This window comes from Sphingopyxis sp. MG, from assembly GCF_002953155.1.
Taxonomy (GTDB): domain Bacteria; phylum Pseudomonadota; class Alphaproteobacteria; order Sphingomonadales; family Sphingomonadaceae; genus Sphingopyxis; species Sphingopyxis granuli.
This window is the reverse complement of record NZ_CP026381.1, coordinates 2,704,488-2,719,454: the sequence shown is the minus strand read 5'-3', so window position 1 is coordinate 2,719,454 and position 14,967 is coordinate 2,704,488. Positions and strand designations below refer to the sequence as shown.

At 68.8% G+C, this 14,967-nt stretch carries 12 protein-coding genes; 11 read left to right on the top strand and 1 reads right to left on the bottom strand.

The features are described 5' to 3' along the window. Positions 1-5 precede the first annotated feature (5 nt). The 7 genes from C3E99_RS12530 (at position 6) to C3E99_RS12500 (ending at position 10,058) form a co-directional block, all read left to right on the top strand. Positions 6-1,574 (top strand): HAD-IB family hydrolase, encoded by a 1,569-nt coding sequence (locus tag C3E99_RS12530; RefSeq protein WP_104959847.1) that lies wholly within the window; start codon positions 6-8, stop codon positions 1,572-1,574. A gap of 127 nt (positions 1,575-1,701) precedes the next feature. After that, positions 1,702-4,056 carry a glycerol-3-phosphate 1-O-acyltransferase gene (locus tag C3E99_RS12525; RefSeq protein WP_076076761.1) on the top strand — a complete coding sequence of 785 codons (2,355 nt, stop codon included), beginning with the start codon at positions 1,702-1,704 and terminating at the stop codon, positions 4,054-4,056. Between the two features lie 121 nt (positions 4,057-4,177). Further along, positions 4,178-5,731, top strand: a complete 1,554-nt coding sequence (locus C3E99_RS12520; RefSeq protein ID WP_104959846.1) for a wax ester/triacylglycerol synthase family O-acyltransferase — start codon at positions 4,178-4,180, stop codon at positions 5,729-5,731. Positions 5,732-5,748: 17 nt separating this feature from the next. Then, positions 5,749-7,197, top strand: a complete 1,449-nt coding sequence (locus C3E99_RS12515) for a DUF3336 domain-containing protein (protein ID WP_076076759.1) — start codon at positions 5,749-5,751, stop codon at positions 7,195-7,197. Position 7,198: 1 nt separating this feature from the next. Beyond that, on the top strand, positions 7,199-8,044 hold the full coding sequence (locus C3E99_RS12510) for an alpha/beta hydrolase (protein ID WP_104959845.1): 846 nt from the start codon (positions 7,199-7,201) through the stop codon (positions 8,042-8,044). 36 nt (positions 8,045-8,080) lie between these two features. Continuing rightward, the gene (locus C3E99_RS12505; protein ID WP_104959844.1) at positions 8,081-9,013 is read left to right on the top strand and encodes an alpha/beta fold hydrolase; all 933 of its coding nucleotides are present in this window, start codon (positions 8,081-8,083) and stop codon (positions 9,011-9,013) included. 43 nt (positions 9,014-9,056) lie between these two features. Further along, a complete protein-coding gene (locus tag C3E99_RS12500) occupies positions 9,057-10,058 on the top strand; it encodes an NAD(P)H-dependent glycerol-3-phosphate dehydrogenase (protein ID WP_067185864.1) in 1,002 nt (333 codons plus the stop codon). Between the two features lie 237 nt (positions 10,059-10,295). Here the strand turns inward: C3E99_RS12500 and C3E99_RS12495 are convergent, their stop codons facing one another. Then, a complete protein-coding gene (locus C3E99_RS12495) occupies positions 10,296-10,862 on the bottom strand; it encodes a TlpA family protein disulfide reductase (RefSeq protein WP_076078106.1) in 567 nt (188 codons plus the stop codon). A 58-nt stretch (positions 10,863-10,920) separates the two neighbouring features. On the opposite strand from C3E99_RS12495, the gene argH reads away from it, so the two are divergent. From argH to C3E99_RS12470, 4 genes are all read left to right on the top strand, one after another. Next, positions 10,921-12,291 (top strand): argininosuccinate lyase, encoded by a 1,371-nt coding sequence (argH, locus tag C3E99_RS12490; RefSeq protein WP_067111807.1) that lies wholly within the window; start codon positions 10,921-10,923, stop codon positions 12,289-12,291. 1 nt (position 12,292) lies between these two features. Next, complete coding sequence (locus tag C3E99_RS12485) at positions 12,293-12,556, top strand: hypothetical protein (RefSeq protein WP_067111811.1); 264 nt, start codon at positions 12,293-12,295, stop codon at positions 12,554-12,556. Positions 12,557-12,690: 134 nt separating this feature from the next. Then, positions 12,691-13,950: a diaminopimelate decarboxylase gene (lysA, locus tag C3E99_RS12475; protein WP_067111813.1), complete on the top strand. Its 1,260-nt coding sequence runs from the start codon at positions 12,691-12,693 to the stop codon at positions 13,948-13,950. Between the two features lie 158 nt (positions 13,951-14,108). Next, positions 14,109-14,876 carry a precorrin-2 dehydrogenase/sirohydrochlorin ferrochelatase family protein gene (locus C3E99_RS12470; RefSeq protein ID WP_076076751.1) on the top strand — a complete coding sequence of 256 codons (768 nt, stop codon included), beginning with the start codon at positions 14,109-14,111 and terminating at the stop codon, positions 14,874-14,876. Positions 14,877-14,967 lie beyond the last annotated feature (91 nt).

Genomic DNA, 14,967 nt, shown 5'->3' with positions numbered 1-14,967 from the left:
GGGAGATGCGCGTGCCGAGGCCGCAGCCGCATTTGGAAGAAGTCCTCGCGTCCGAACCCGGACCGCATATCGCCGCGCTCTTCGATTTCGACGGAACGATCATCGCCGGCTATTCGGCGACCGCGATGCTGCGCGAGAAGTTCCAGCGCCGCGAGATGTCGGTCGAGGAGATCGCCGAGACCGCGAACGTCATCGCGCAGCACAGCCTCGGCAACATCGGCTTTTCGGGCGTGATGTCGGCCGCCGCCAGGTTCATGAAGGGGGTCGACGAGGACAGCTTCGTCGAATTCGGCGAAGAGCTCTACAAGAAGCATATCGCGCGCAAGATCTATCCCGAAACCCGCGCGATCATCGAGGCGCATCAGGCGAAGGGGCACCGCGTCGCGATCGTCTCGTCGGCGACCATCTACCAGATCGCGCCGACCGCGCGCGACCTTGGCATCGCGGACATCAAATGCTCGTCCTACGAGATAGAGGACGGGGTCTTCACCGGTGAGATCATCCGCCCGCTGTGCTTCGGCGAGGGCAAGGTGCTGGCGGCCGAGGAACTGGCCGCCGAATATGGCCTCGATCTCGACCGGAGCTATTTCTATTCGGACAGCGACGACGACATCGAACTGCTCGAACGCGTCGGCAAGCCGCGTCCGCTCAACCCGAACCTCAAGCTCAAGGCGATCGCCGAGGAGCGCGGCTGGCCGGTCCAGCGCTTCGCCAGCCGCGGCACGCCGTCGTGGGTCGATTATACCCGCACCCTCTATGCGACCGGCTCGCTCGTCGGCGCCTTCGCCGCGGGATTGCCGATCTGGGCGCTGACCCGTTCGCAGCGCGAGGCGGCGAATTTCTCGATCGGCCTGTTCGGCGATTTCGCGACCGCGATCACCGGCGTCGAGCTGGAGGTGGAGGACGAAAAACACCTCTGGTCGGCGCGACCCTGCGTCTTCATCTTCAATCACCAGAGCAAGGCGGACGTGATGATCCTCGCCAAGCTCATCCGCCGCGACATGGGCGGAGTGGGAAAGAAGGAGATCAAGGATATCCCCATATTGGGGAAGCTGATGGAATGGGGCGGCACCGTCTTCGTCGACCGCGCCGACGGCAAGAGCGCGATCAAGGCGATGGAGCCGCTGGTCGACGCGATCCGGATCGAGGGCAAGTCGATCTGCATCGCGCCGGAGGGCACGCGCACGCTGACCCCGAAGCTCGGCGCGTTCAAGAAGGGCGCCTTTCACCTCGCGATGCAGGCGGGGGTGCCGATCGTCCCGATCGTCATCCACAACGCCACCGACGTCGCGCCCAAGAACGAGTTCGTGATGCGCCCCGCGACGGTGCGCGTCACCGTGCTGCCGCCGGTCGATACGTCGAAGTGGAGCGTCAAGACGCTGAACGCACATGTCCGCGACGTCCGCAACCTGTTCCTGCGCACGCTGGGGCAGGATGAGGAGGAAGAAGGCGGGGCGGCAGAGGCGACGCCGCCGAAGAAGAACGCGCGCAAGGTCGCAGCCGCGAAGAAGGTGGCACCAAGGAAAAAGCCGACAACGAAGAAATCCTCCCCTCGAAAGGGAAGGACAGCCTAGGGCATGAATCACCTCGTCATTGCGAGCGTAGCGAAGCCATCTCCAGCCGTCGGACCTGGATCGTCTTTGCGAACCGGAGATTGTTTCGGCGCCGCGCTTCTCGCAATGATGGGAGAGGGGTGAGGCCGTGGCCGACGGAACGCCCCGCGCGCCCGTCGCTTCGCAGGCCTCGGCGGCCGACCGCCTCTATATCATCGATGCCCGCAACCGGGTGGAGCGGCGCATCCTGCTCGACTGGGTCCACGCGACCGCCGGGGATCTGGGGGGCGAAGGCGCGCCGCGCTGGGTCAGTCTGGCGATCGCCGACGGCGACGAGGCGCTCGACCTCGATCCCCTTCGCGCCGGGCTGGCAGGCGGTCCGGCGCGCGAGGTGGTGCCGCTGCGCGTCGCGTGGCGCATCCCCGGCTTCGACCGCGACCGCGCGCTCAAATTCCGCCATCTGATCTTCGGCGACCCGCGCCAGCCGGGGCCGCTGCGCGCGCGCTTCATCCTGTGGCGCGACCGGCGCCGCGCGCAGATACTGGTCGGCGAGGCGGCGACGCAGGGCGCGCTCCAGGCGCGTTTTCTGTCGCAGACCGGCGGCGGCGACGGGTGCGAATCGGGCGGCGCCGAGTTCGCGGGCTTCGTCGCGCGGCAGGCGGGACTCGCGCTCGACGTCGCCGAACGCGGCATCCGCGGCAGCCGCTACAAGGTGCCGCGCTTCGTCGCCGACAGCCTGCGCACCAGCCCGCAATTCCGCGCCGCGCTCGCCGACCTCGCGCAGCAGCTCGGCCGTCCCGTCGCCGACCTCTATCGCGAGGCACGGCCGCTGATGAAGGAGGTGATCGCCACCCCCGGCGCGCTGTTCCTCGATCTGCGCGCGCGGCTCGATCGCATGATGTTCGGCGGCTACGCGCCCGAAATGGAGGTCGACGCGGCCGAACTGGCGAAGCTGCGCTCGGTGCTGCGCGAACATCCGACCTGCATCCTGTTCACGCACAAGACCTATATCGACGGCGCGACGCCCAGCCGCCTGACCTATGAAAACGACATGCCGATGCTCCACAGTTTCGGCGGCGCCAACCTCGACTTCGCGGTGATGGGCACCTTCTTCCGCCGCTCGGGGATCATCTTCATCCGTCGCAGTTTTCAGGACCAGCCGGTCTACAAGCTGGTCCTGCGCCACTATATCGCGTGGCTTCTCGCCAAGCGCTTCCCGCTGTCCTGGGCTTTCGAGGGGACGCGGTCGCGGCTCGGCAAGCTGATGCCGCCCAAATATGGGCTGATGAAATATGTCCTCGACGCGGCGCATGCGACGGGGACGCGCGGCGTCCATTTCGTTCCCTTCGTCACCAGCTTCGACCTGATCCGCGACGTCGAGGAATATGCCGCCGAACAGGCCGGGCGCGTCAAGAAGCCCGAATCGCTCAGTTGGTTCCTCGGCTATCTGAAAAGCCTGAAGCAGCCGTCCGGCCGTATCCGGATCGACCTTGGCGATCCAATCGTGATCGACGCGGCGCCCGGGCCGGACGACAAGCGCGCGCTCGAGACCATCGCCTTCGCTGTCGCGGTCGAGGCGAACCGGGTGACGCCGCTGACCGTGACATCGGTGATGTGCCTGATGCTGCTGGGCGCCGCACCGCGCGGCGCGACCGCCGGAGAGGTGCTGGCGGGCATCGCCGCCGTCACCGCCTGGGCGCGGGCGCGCGGCATCCGCCTCAGCAAGGAGCTTGAAACCGGCGACGAGGCGGCGCTTTCGGCCACCGTCGACACGCTCGTCGCCAGCGGCCTCCTTGCCCGCTACGAGGCGGGGAGCGAGAATGTCTATTCGATCGACCCCGCCCGGCATCCGATGGCGAGCTATTACCGCAACATCATCGCGCACCACTTCCTCGACCGTGCGATGATCGAACTGGCGCTGTTCCAGCTCCGCGATGCCGACAGCCGCGATTCGACCGAGGCTTTCTGGGCCCGGGTCGACCGGCTGCGCGATCTGTTCAAGTTCGAATTCTTCTATCCGCCGCGCGACGAGCATCGCGCCGCGATCGAGGCCGAACTCGCGCGCATCGACCCCGCCTGGGCGAAGCGGCTGGCGAACGGCGACCGCGGCGTCGCGCAGCTCATCCGGCGCTGCCAGCCACTGGTCGGCCACGCGATCCTGCTGCCTTTCGCCGAAGCCTATTCGGTCGTCTCCGACATTCTCGCCCGCGCCCGTCCGGGCGACACGGTCGATGAAAAGGCGCTGATCGATACCGCCCTCGCCGAAGGCCGGCAGGCCTGGCTGCTGCGCCGGATCAGCAGCCAGGCGGCGATCGGCAAGCTGCTTTTCGCCAACGGCCTCTCGCTGATGCGCCACATGGGACTGGCTGGCCCCGCCACCCCCGACAGCCTCGGCGCGCGCCGCGCGCTGCTCGCGGAACTGCGCGGTCTCGCCAACGTCATGGAATCGATGCGCCTCGCGACGCTGGCGCTCGCCGACCGGCTGCCGGCTGCGGGAGAATGACGGTGGGTTATTCAACTTCGTCATTGCGAGCGGAGCGAAGCCATCCAGAGCGGTTTACGCGGGCTCTGGATTGCCGCGTCGCCTTCGGCTCCTCGCAATGACGATGGTTTAGGAGGAAGTGATGCTTAAGCAACTCAGCGCGCAGGACGCCCAGTTCCTCTACACGCAGACCGCGAACAATCTGACGCATATCATGGGGGTCTATATCTACGACCCCTCGACCGCGCCGGGCGGCTTCGTGCGATTCAAGGACATCATCCGCCACGTCGAATCCCGCGTCGACACCTCGCCGCTGTTCAAGCGCCGGCTGCACCGGCTGCCCTTCGACCTCGACCATCCCTATTGGGTCGAGGATGAGCACTTCGACATAGAAGCGCACATCAGCCACGCACGCCTGCCCGAGCCCGGCGACTGGCGCCAGTTCTGCATCGCGGTCGCGCGCTATCATTCGAAGCCGATGGACATGAACCGGCCGCTCTGGGACATCTACGTGATCGAGGGGCTCGACCGCATCCCCGGCATCCCGAAGGGCAGCTTCGCGATGCTGCACCGCGTCCATCATGCCGCGGTCGACGGCGCATCGGGCGCCCACGCCTTCATCGCGATGAGCGACATCGACGCGAAGGGCACCCCCGCGATCGCCGAGCCGCCGCCGGTCGAGGACCTCGGCCAGGCGCCGTCGGGGGCGGAGGCGGCGGCGCGCGCGTGGGCGGCATCGCTGCAATCGCCGGTCAAGTTCATGAACGCGCTGATGAAGATGTCACCGGCGATCATGGCCTCGGCGCGCAAGTCGATCAGCGAGGGCGGGATGGCCGCGGGCGTCCCCGAAACGCGCTTCAACGTCGCGGTCGGCCCGCACAAGATGTTCGACGGCACCACCGTCGCGCTCGCCGATGTCGGGGCGGTGCGCCGCAAGGTGCCCGGCGCGACGGTCAACGACGTCGTCATCGCGACCGTCGGCGGCGCGCTTCGCAAATATCTGGACCGGCACGGCGAACTGCCGAAGGAAAGCCTCGTCGCGGTCGCGCCGATCAACCTGCGCGGCAAGGAGAAGGCGGCGGGAAAGGCCTCGACCCCGGGCAACCAGGTTTCGGCGATGAGCGTTCCGGTGCGAACCGACATCGCCGATCCGCTCGAACGGCTCGCCGCGATCCGCGACTATACGGTTGAGGCGAAGGAGGCGAAGGCCGGGGTCAGCGCGCGACTGATGACCGACCTGTCGCAGCATATCCCCGGCGCGACGATGGCGGCGGTCGCGCGCATCGTGACCAGCGAGCGCTTCGCGGTGCGCGGCACCAACCTGTTCATCTCGAACGTCCCCGGCGCGCAGGTGCCGCTCTATCTCGCCGGGGCGCAGCTCGTGCAGCAGCACGGCCTCGCGCCGCTCGCCAACAACATGGGGCTGTTCATCGCGACGCCGAGCTACAACGGCCGCATCGCCTTCTCGATCATCTCCGAACGCGCGATTCTGCCCGACATCGCCTTCTTCCGCCAATGCATCGACGACAGCTTCGCCGAACTGATGGCGGCGGAGCCCGCGGCGGAGAAGCCGAAGGCCGCTACGGCAAGGCCGAAGGCGCCGGCGCGGCCCAGGGCAAAGGCCAAGGCCCCCGCGAAAGGCCGGGCGAAATCGGTTGCCAAAGGCAACGCGACCGGCAAGACTCGCAAGAAATAGCCGACGCAGGACCAGATATGCTCTTTACCCCGACGCTCAGTGCCGACCGTGACCTCGCGACCGCCGCCGATTATCGCCAATGGTCGCAGGCCGCGCAGGAGCATGACCGCAAGTCGGGGGCGCTGGCGTGGCGCAACGCCGACGAAAGCGGCAATTTCGACTATCGCGCGATCCGCGCCCGGCTCGAAAGGCTGCAGGCGCTGTCGGCGGCGAACGACGTAAAAGGGCTGCTCTTCGTCCTCAACGAGGGCATCCACGGCAACATCGACGGCATGGGGCACGAACGCCTCTATCAGAAATCGCGCTTCGGCACGAAGCGGCTGATCGAGGATTATATCGCCGCTGTCGTGTCCGCGCTCGACCGGATCGCCGCCTCGCGCGCGATCCCGCGCGACGAAAAGCGCGATTTCTTCCGCCGCGCTCAGCATTGCTACGGCCGCTCGGCGCTGCTGCTGTCGGGGTCGGGCGCCTTCCTCTATTTCCACGTCGGCGTCGTGCGCGCGCTGTGGTCGGAGGGCGTGCTGCCGAACATCCTCGCCGGGTCGAGCGGCGGCTCGATCGTCGCCGCGATCATCTGCACGCGCAAGGATGCGGAGATCGGGCCCTTCCTGGAAGGCGACAGCCTCGCCAACCCCGACCGCGACCCCGAACTGCGCCGGCTGGCCGCCGACGAGGTGCGCGACCGGCTCGCCGCACTGATCCCCGACCTGACCTTCCAGCAGGCGTTCGAGATCAGCGGCCGTCACCTCAACGTCTCGGTCGCGCCGGCCGAGAAACATCAGAACGGCCGCCTGCTCAACGCGATCACCGCGCCCAACGTGCTGATCCGCGAGGCGGTGCTCGCCTCGTGCGCGGTGCCGGGGGTGTTTCCGCCGGTGACGCTGATGGCGCGCGACGACCGGGGCGAGCGCGTGCCCTATCAGCCCGACCGGCGCTGGGTCGACGGGTCGGTGACGCACGATATTCCGACCAAGCGGCTCGAACGCCTCTATGGCGTCAACCACCATATCGTCAGCCAGGCGAACCCGCTCGCGCTGCCCTTTGCGACCGACACGCGCAAGCAGATGGCGCCGATCGAGGCGATCCAGCACGCGTCGATGATGACCTTCAAGGCGTGGCTCAACGCCAATATGGTGATCTTCCAGAAGCCGCTCGAACTGCTGCCGCCGCTCAACAGCCTCGCCAACATGGCGCGTTCGGTGATCAATCAGGAATATACCGGCGACATCAACATCATCCGCCCGCCCAAATTCTGGTCGCCGACCAAGATATTGAGCGACCTCGACCAGGCAGAGATCGACGAACTGATCGACACCGGCCAGCGCGCCGCCTGGCCGAAGATCGAGATGGTGCGCACCCAGACCGCGATCAGCCGCGCGCTCGATGCGATCCTCGCGCGGATCGACAAGAGCGGCGACGACGGTCCCGGCCATCGCGCCTCGGCGCTCAAGCAGCCGGTGCGCTGACATGGCGGCGGTGACGCTGCCGGCGGCGTCCGCGGCGGCGGGCGCCCGGCTGCACGTCACCGACTGGCTGCCCGCCGCACCGCCGAAGGCGGTCGTGCTGCTCGCCCACGGCTATGCCGAGCATGCGGGACGTTACGAGCATGTCGCGCGGCGGCTGAACGCCGCCGGCTATGCGGTCGAGGCCGTCGATCACTGGGGCCACGGCCGGTCGGACGGCGAGGGCGGTTTCGTGCCGCGCTTCTCCGCCTATCTCGACGGCATGACCGAACTGCTGGCGCGCGTCGAGGCAGAGCATCCGGGCGTGCCGCGCCTGCTCCTCGGCCACAGCATGGGCGGGCTGATCGCGACGCTGTTCCTGATCGAGCGGCAGGACGCGTTCGCCGCCGCCGCGCTCTCCGGCCCCGCGATCATGCCCGCCGCGCCGCCGTCGCGCGTCACGGTCGCGCTCAGCCGCTTCCTGTCGCGTTTCTTTCCGCGCCTCGGCGTGCTGGCGCTCGACGCGAACGGCGTCAGCCGCGATCCGGTGGTGGTGGCCGCCTATCTCGCCGATCCGCTCGTCTACACCGGCAAGATCGGCGCGCGGCTCGGCAAGGAACTGATGGACGCGATGGCGGCCGCGCAGGCGGGCGCCGCCCGGATCGCGCTGCCGATCCTGTTCCAGCACGGCGACGCCGACAGCCTCGCCGCACCCGAAGGCTCGCGCTATCTGTTCGATCATGTGTCGTCGGCGGACAAGCTGCTGAAAATCTATCCCGGCCTGTTCCACGAAATCTATAACGAGCCCGAACGCGACGCGGTGCTCGACGAGTTGATCGGCTGGTTCGACGCGCATGTGGGGGCTCGATAAGCCCTTTCCCCGCCCGGCAGGGGCCAAGGAGACGCCATGAAAATCCTTCTCATCCTCGTCTTCGCACCGCTGATCGCGCTGGCGCTGCTCTATTTCCTCTTTCCCGGCCGCCTCGTCGCGCTCGGCCGCTGGCTGCTGCGACGCCGCGGCGGCACGGTGCAGAAAAGCGTCACCGTCGAGGGCCGTGCCTGGCCCTATCTGGAGGGGGGCGACCCGGCGAAGCCGACGCTGCTGCTCGTCCACGGCTTTTCGGGGGACAAGGACAATTGGTCGTTCCTCGCGCCCTATCTGACGCGCGACTATCATGTCGTCGCGCCCGACCTGCCGGGCTTCGGAGAGAATGAGCGCAACCCGGCGCTCGCCTACGACATCGCGGCGCAGACCGCGCGGTTGAAGGCCTTCGCCGATGCGCTGGGCCTGGAGCGACCGCATATCGCGGGCAACAGCATGGGCGGGTGGATCGCGCTGCGCTATGCGCTCGACTATCCCGACGCGCTCGCCAGCCTGATCCTGCTCGACAATGCCGGGGTCAACGGCACGAACGAGAGCGACCTTCAGAAACAGGCCGCGAACGAAGATTACAACCCGCTCGTTCTCGCCAGTCTGGAGGACGCCGACCGGCTGGTGGCGATGGTCGTCCACAAGCCGCCCCATATCCCCCGGCGGCTCAAGCCTGTCCTCTACGCCGACGCGCTCCGCTACCGCGACCAGCTCGACGCCGCCTTCTGGGTGATCGCGACCGAGATGCGCGACCATCCGCTCAACGACCGCCTCGGCGAGGTGAAGGTGCCGACGCTCATCATCTGGGGCCGCCACGACCGGCTGATCGACGTGAGCTGCGTCGCCGAACTCGAACGCGGCATCGCGGGCAGCCGCAGCCATGTCTTCGAGCATGTCGGTCATGTCCCGATGGTCGAGGATCCCAAGGCGACCGCCGCGGTGATGCGGGAGTTTCTTGCCAAGCCCTGAAACGCGCGCCACTCTCTTCCCGAACAGGGGAGGGGAGAGGCACATGCGCCTGAAGGTGGGGCTGCTCGGCGGGGGAAGCTGGGGGACGACGGTCGCGTCGCTGGTGTCGCGCAACGCGCCGATCACCCTGTGGGCGCGCGACGCCGAAACGGTCGACGGCATCAACCGCGATCGCGAGAATCGCAAATATCTTCCCGGCATCAAGCTGCCCCCGGCGCTCCGCGCCACCGCCGATCTGGGCGAGGCGGTGGCGGGCGCCGACGTGCTGGTGATGGGCGTTCCCTCGCACAGCTTCCGCGCGGTGCTGGAGGAGGCGCGCCGGCATTTGCGCCCGTGGGTGCCGGTGATCAGCCTGACCAAGGGGCTCGAACTCGCGTCGGGCAAGCGGATGACCGAGCTGATCGAGGAGGTGCTGCCCGGTCACCCGGTCGGCGTCCTCACCGGTCCCAATCTGGCGCGCGAGATCATGAGCGGGCAGGCGGCGGCGAGCGTCCTGTCGATGGCGGACGAGATCGTCGTCCGCGCGCTCCAGCCCGTTTTCCATTCGGGTCTGTTCCGCGTCTACACCAACACCGACCTGCTGGGCTGCGAACTGGGCGGGGTGCTCAAGAATATCGTCGCGATCGCGGTCGGCATGGGCGACGGGCTGGGGGCGGGCGACAATACCCGCGCCGGGCTGATGACGCGCGGGCTGGCGGAGATCACGCGGCTGGGTGTCGCGATCGGCGGGCGGGCGGAAACCTTCGCCGGCCTCACCGGCATGGGCGACCTGATCGCCACCTGCACCAGCCCGCTGTCGCGCAACCGCCATGTCGGCGTCGAACTGGGCAAGGGGCGGCCGATCGACGCGATCATCGCCGACATGCACATGGTCGCAGAGGGTGTGAAGAGCGCGCCGACCGTCATGGCGCTCGCCGACCGCCACGGCATCGCAATGCCGATCGCGCGCGACGTGTCCGACGTGACGCAGGGTCGGCGGACCGCGATGGAGGTGTTCCGCGGCCTGCTGAAATCGACCGTCGGCGACGAGGCGCATCCGGGCTGACGGGCTTTTCGTCACCTGCGAGCGGCGAAGCCGCGCGGCAATCCAGAGTGCGCGGTGCCCCCCTCCCCCGGATTGCTTCGCTTCGCTCGCAATGACGCAAATCGGTCTAATCCGTGGAAGGTGTGTCCCCGCGCAGGCGGGGACCCAGAGCGGCATGGCGCCGGCCTTGGCTTCATCCGCCCTGGGCTCCCGCCTACGCGGGAGCGCCCGGCTTATTCAAACCCGGATGATCCCGTTTCACACCCCGCCCTCGGCCAGCAGCGCCTTCGCTTCCTGGCCCTGCCAGTCGATCGCGCCGATCACCCGCCACAGCTCGCGCCCCTGCGCGTCATAGAGGATCGAGGTCGGCAGCGCGCTGCCCGCCGCGTCGAGCAGGCCGTTCTGCGGGTCGACATAGGGTTGCAGTGCGTTCAGCTTCGCCTTCTGGAACCAGGGGGCGACGATCTCTGCGCCCTGCAGGTCTTGCGCGACCGCGATTACGGCCAGCCGGTCGCCGCGCTCCGCGGCCAGCGCGTCGAGCGTCGGCATCTCGGCGACGCACGGCGCACACCACGTCGCCCACAGGTTGACGAGCAGCGGACGCCCGCGGAACGCCGCCAGCGTCACCGGCGCGTCGTCGGGACCGCGGAAGGTCGCGGTCGGCGCCGCCTTGCCCGCCTGGCCGCGATCGACCTGATGCACGAAGTGCGCGGCGCCCGCCGCCGCTTCGCCTGCCGAAACATTTGCTTGCGGCGTCGCCGCTTGCTCCGCGCCGGGCTTTTCCCTATCGCAGCCCGCGACCGCCCCCGCGAGCAGCAGGGCGATCAGCACGGTTTTCGGATCTGGGACGCGGCGAATGGCGGATTCTCCCGATAAGAGCAGCATGTGGGGTGGCCGCTTCGGTGGCGGACCCGCCGCGGTCATGCAAGAGATAAACGCTTCGATCCCCGTCGACAAACGCTTGTGGGAAGAAGACATCGCCGCGAGCCGTGCGCACGCCGCGATGCTGGGCGCGCAGGGGATCATCGCCGCCGCCGACGCCGCGACGATCGACGCCGGGCTCGCCCAGATCGCCGGGGAATTCGCGGCGGGCGGCGTGCCGGTCGACCTCGCGCTCGAGGATATCCACATGACCGTCGAATCGCGGCTGAAGGAGCTGGTCGGCGAGCCCGCAGGGCGCCTCCACACCGCGCGCTCGCGCAACGATCAGGTCGCGACCGATTTCCGCCTGTGGGTCCGTACCGCCTGCGACCGTATCGACGCGGGACTGAAGGCGCTTCAGGCCGCGCTGCTCGCCCGCGCCGACGAGCATGCCGACAGCATCATGCCCGGCTTCACCCATTTGCAGGTCGCGCAGCCGGTGACGCTCGGCCACCATCTGCTCGCCTATGTCGCGATGTTCGGCCGCGACCGGGGCCGTTTTGCCGACGCGCGCGCGCGGCTCAACGAATCGCCGCTCGGCGCCGCCGCGCTCGCGGGCACCGGCTTCCCGGTCGATCGCCATGCCACCGCAGCCGCGCTCGGCTTCGATCGGCCGATGGCGAACAGCATCGACGCGGTGTCCGACCGCGACTTCGCGCTCGAATATTGCGCCGCCGCCTCGATCGCCGCGATCCACCTGTCGCGCCTTGCGGAGGAGGTGGTGATCTGGGCGAGCCAGCCCTTCGGCTTCGTGTCCTTGCCCGACGCCTGGTCGACCGGCAGTTCGATCATGCCGCAAAAGCGCAACCCCGACGCCGCCGAACTGGTGCGCGGCCGCGCCGGGATGCTGCTCGGCGCCTTCCAGCGGCTCGCGGTGATCGTCAAGGGGCTGCCGCTCACCTATTCGAAGGACCTTCAGGACGACAAGGAGACGGTGTTCGGCGCCTTCGACGCGCTCGCGCTGTCGCTTGCGGCGATGACCGGCATGGTCGAAACGCTCGCCTTCCGCACCGACCGGATGCGCGCGCTCGCCGCCTCGGGCTTCTCGACCGCGACCGACCTCGCCGACTGGCTGGTGCGCGAGGCGGGGGTGCCGTTCCGCGAAGCGCACCATATCGTTGGCGCCTGCGTGAAACGATCCGAGGAGCTCGGCGTTGAGCTTTCGGCGTTGCCGGCCGACGAAGCGGCGACGATCCATGCCGCGGTGACCCCGGCGGCGCTCGCTGCGCTCACCGTCGAGGCGTCGGTCGCCAGCCGCGCCAGCTATGGCGGCACCGCGCCCGAGCGGGTAAGAGAAGCCGTCGCGGCCGCCCGCGCCGCGCTGGAGGATTAGGATGACGGCACAGCGTTCCATCATCGCGGCCGCACTGGCCGGCGTCGCGCTTGCCGCGGCGCTTGGCGCGTGCGGCAAGAAGGAAGATTTGAAGCCGGTCGCCGGCCAGCCGCCCGCCGCCCTGCCGGTCGGGGCGACGCGGGCGCCCACCACGCAGGAGCTGACGACGCCTGACGCGCAGGCCAAACCCGCGCGCAGCGACGAACTTCTCAAACGCTCCGAACAACGCGAACCCGACGATTTCGACCTTCCGCCCCCGGGCTGAGTTCAGAATCTTCCCTTGCAGTCCGTTCGTGTCGAGCGAAGTCGAGACACCCATCGGCCTCGGGCCGTTCGTCGGGGGCATCTCGACTTCGCTCGATGCGAACGGGGAAGGGAAGCTACCCAAGGATCTTCCAGATGGACCATTTTCAATATCGTGACGGCGTCCTCCACGCCGAGGACATTCCCCTGCCGCGCATCGCCGAGGAGATCGGCACCCCCGTCTATGTCTATTCGCGCGCGACGCTCGAGCGCCATGCGCAGGTGTTCCGCGACGCGTTGAAGGACGTGCCGAAGAAGCACATCGCCTTCGCGATCAAGTGCAACCCCAACCTCGGCGTGCTGCGCGTCCTCGCGCGGCAGGGCTATGGCGCCGACGTCGTGTCGGGCGGCGAGCTCGAACGCGCGATCGCCGCGGGCATGGCGGCGGAGGACATCGTCTTTTCGGGCGTCGGCAAGACGCGCGCCGAGCTGGCGCTCGGGCTCGACCGCGGGATCGGCCAGTTCAACATCGAGCATGAAGCCGAAGGCGTCGCGCTGGCCCAGATCGCGCTGGCGAAGGAAATGACCGCGCGCGCGGTGCTGCGCGTCAACCCCGACGTCGACGCCGGCACCCACGCCAAGATTTCGACCGGCAAGGCCGAGAACAAGTTCGGCGTCGGCATCGACGTCGCGCCGGAGATATTCGGCCGACTCGCGGGCCTTCCGGGGCTTCAGATGCGCGGTATCGCGCTCCACATCGGCAGCCAGCTCACCAGCCTCGACCCGCTCGAAGCGGCGTTCGAGCGCGCCGGCCGCCTTGTTGCCGACCTGCGCGCGGCGGGGCACAGCATCACCCACGTCGACCTCGGCGGCGGTCTCGGCGTGCCCTATCGCCCCGACGACAATCCGCCGAGCCCGGCCGAATATGGCGCGATGGTCGCGCGCGTAACCAAGGACTGGGACGTCACCCTGCTGTTCGAGCCCGGCCGCGTGATTGCGGGCAACACCGGCGTGCTGCTGACCGAGGTGCTGTGGGTCAAGCCCGGCGCGACCAATCCCTTCGTGATCGTCGATGCCGCGATGAACGACCTTGCACGCCCGGCGCTCTACGATGCGTATCATGATTTCGTCGCGGTGAAGCCGACCGGGGACAAGATGACCGCGTCGATCGTCGGCCCGGTGTGCGAGACCGGCGACACCTTCGCGCGCGACCGGTTGGTCGACGCGGTGGAGGCGGGCGACCTCGCCGTCTTCCGCACCGCCGGCGCCTATGGCGCGACGATGGCCTCGACCTACAACAGCCGCAGCCTCGTGCCCGAGGTGCTGGTGGACGGCGACCGCTACATCGTCGTCGCCGACCGCATCGCCGCAGGGACGATCATGGCCGCCGAGCGCGTGCCGGACTGGATCGACTGATCCTCCCCGAAACGGGGAGGGGGATCATGCGCAGCATGGTGGAGGGGCACAGGCGGTCTGCCTTGCTGTCGAGAGGAAATATTTGGTCGCACCTGCCCCTCCACCACCTTCGGTGGTCCCCCTCCCCCTGCGGGGGAGGATTTGCTAGATAGTCCCCCATGCGCCAGCTCCCCATCTTCCTGAACCTTTCCGGCCGCACGGTCGTGCTGGTCGGGGAAGGCGAGGCGGCCGATGCCAAGGCGCGGCTGATCGCGCGCGCCGGGGGTCGGGTCGTCCCGGCTTGGGAAGCGGGCGCGACGATCGCTTTCGTTGCGCTCGAAGAAGGCGCCGAAACTGTTGCCGCCGACCTTCGCGCCCGCGGCCTGCTCGTCAATGTCGTCGACCGTCCCGATCTGTGCGACTTCACCACCCCCGCGATCGTCGACCGCGCGCCGGTCACCATCGCGGTCGGCACCGGCGGCGCTTCGGCGGGTCTCGCCAAGGCGGTGCGCCAGCGTATCGAGGCGCTGCTCCCCGCGCGTCTTGGCGCGCTCGCGGCTGCGCTCCACGCCGCGCGCGGCGCGATGAAGGCGCGCTGGCCCGCCGCCGCCGACCGCCGCCGCGCGATCGACGCCGCGCTGGCGCCGGGCGGCGCGCTCGACCCGCTCGATGCCGATGCGGCGGATCGGGTCGAGGCGTGGCTCGCGGTGCCGCAGGCCGCCGCTGCGCCGCGGCTCGAAACCATTCGCCTGACCGGCGCCGATCCCGACGAGCTGACGCTGCGCGCGGCGCGCCTGCTGGGCGAGGCCGACCATGTCTTTCACGACCCGGCGGTTCCGTCCGCCATCCTCGACCGCGCGCGCGCCGATGCCGTGCGCCACCCCGCCGACGCGCCGCCTGCCGCGCCGCCGCCGGGCCTGTCGCTGTGGATCGCCGCGGCGCCGTAAAACGCTACCTTAAAATAAGTTAACTGGCTCCCGCGGCCCGGTTTCCTAAGCCTTGTCGTGCGGCAGACGCGCCGCCTGCAACAGGGAGGGA

Excerpts from the sequence above, each read along its gene's own strand:
- C3E99_RS12530 (WP_104959847.1), top strand. The coding sequence starts at position 6 with ATGCGCGTGCCGAGGCCGCAGCCGCATTTGGAAGAAGTCCTCGCGTCC.
- lysA (WP_067111813.1), top strand. The coding sequence starts at position 12,691 with ATGGACCATTTTCAATATCGTGACGGCGTCCTCCACGCCGAGGACATT.
- C3E99_RS12520 (WP_104959846.1), top strand. The coding sequence starts at position 4,178 with ATGCTTAAGCAACTCAGCGCGCAGGACGCCCAGTTCCTCTACACGCAG.
- argH (WP_067111807.1), top strand. The coding sequence starts at position 10,921 with ATGTGGGGTGGCCGCTTCGGTGGCGGACCCGCCGCGGTCATGCAAGAG.
- C3E99_RS12485 (WP_067111811.1), top strand. The coding sequence starts at position 12,293 with ATGACGGCACAGCGTTCCATCATCGCGGCCGCACTGGCCGGCGTCGCG.
- C3E99_RS12505 (WP_104959844.1), top strand. The coding sequence starts at position 8,081 with ATGAAAATCCTTCTCATCCTCGTCTTCGCACCGCTGATCGCGCTGGCG.
- C3E99_RS12500 (WP_067185864.1), top strand. The coding sequence starts at position 9,057 with ATGCGCCTGAAGGTGGGGCTGCTCGGCGGGGGAAGCTGGGGGACGACG.
- C3E99_RS12470 (WP_076076751.1), top strand. The coding sequence starts at position 14,109 with ATGCGCCAGCTCCCCATCTTCCTGAACCTTTCCGGCCGCACGGTCGTG.
- C3E99_RS12510 (WP_104959845.1), top strand. The coding sequence starts at position 7,199 with ATGGCGGCGGTGACGCTGCCGGCGGCGTCCGCGGCGGCGGGCGCCCGG.
- C3E99_RS12515 (WP_076076759.1), top strand. The coding sequence starts at position 5,749 with ATGCTCTTTACCCCGACGCTCAGTGCCGACCGTGACCTCGCGACCGCC.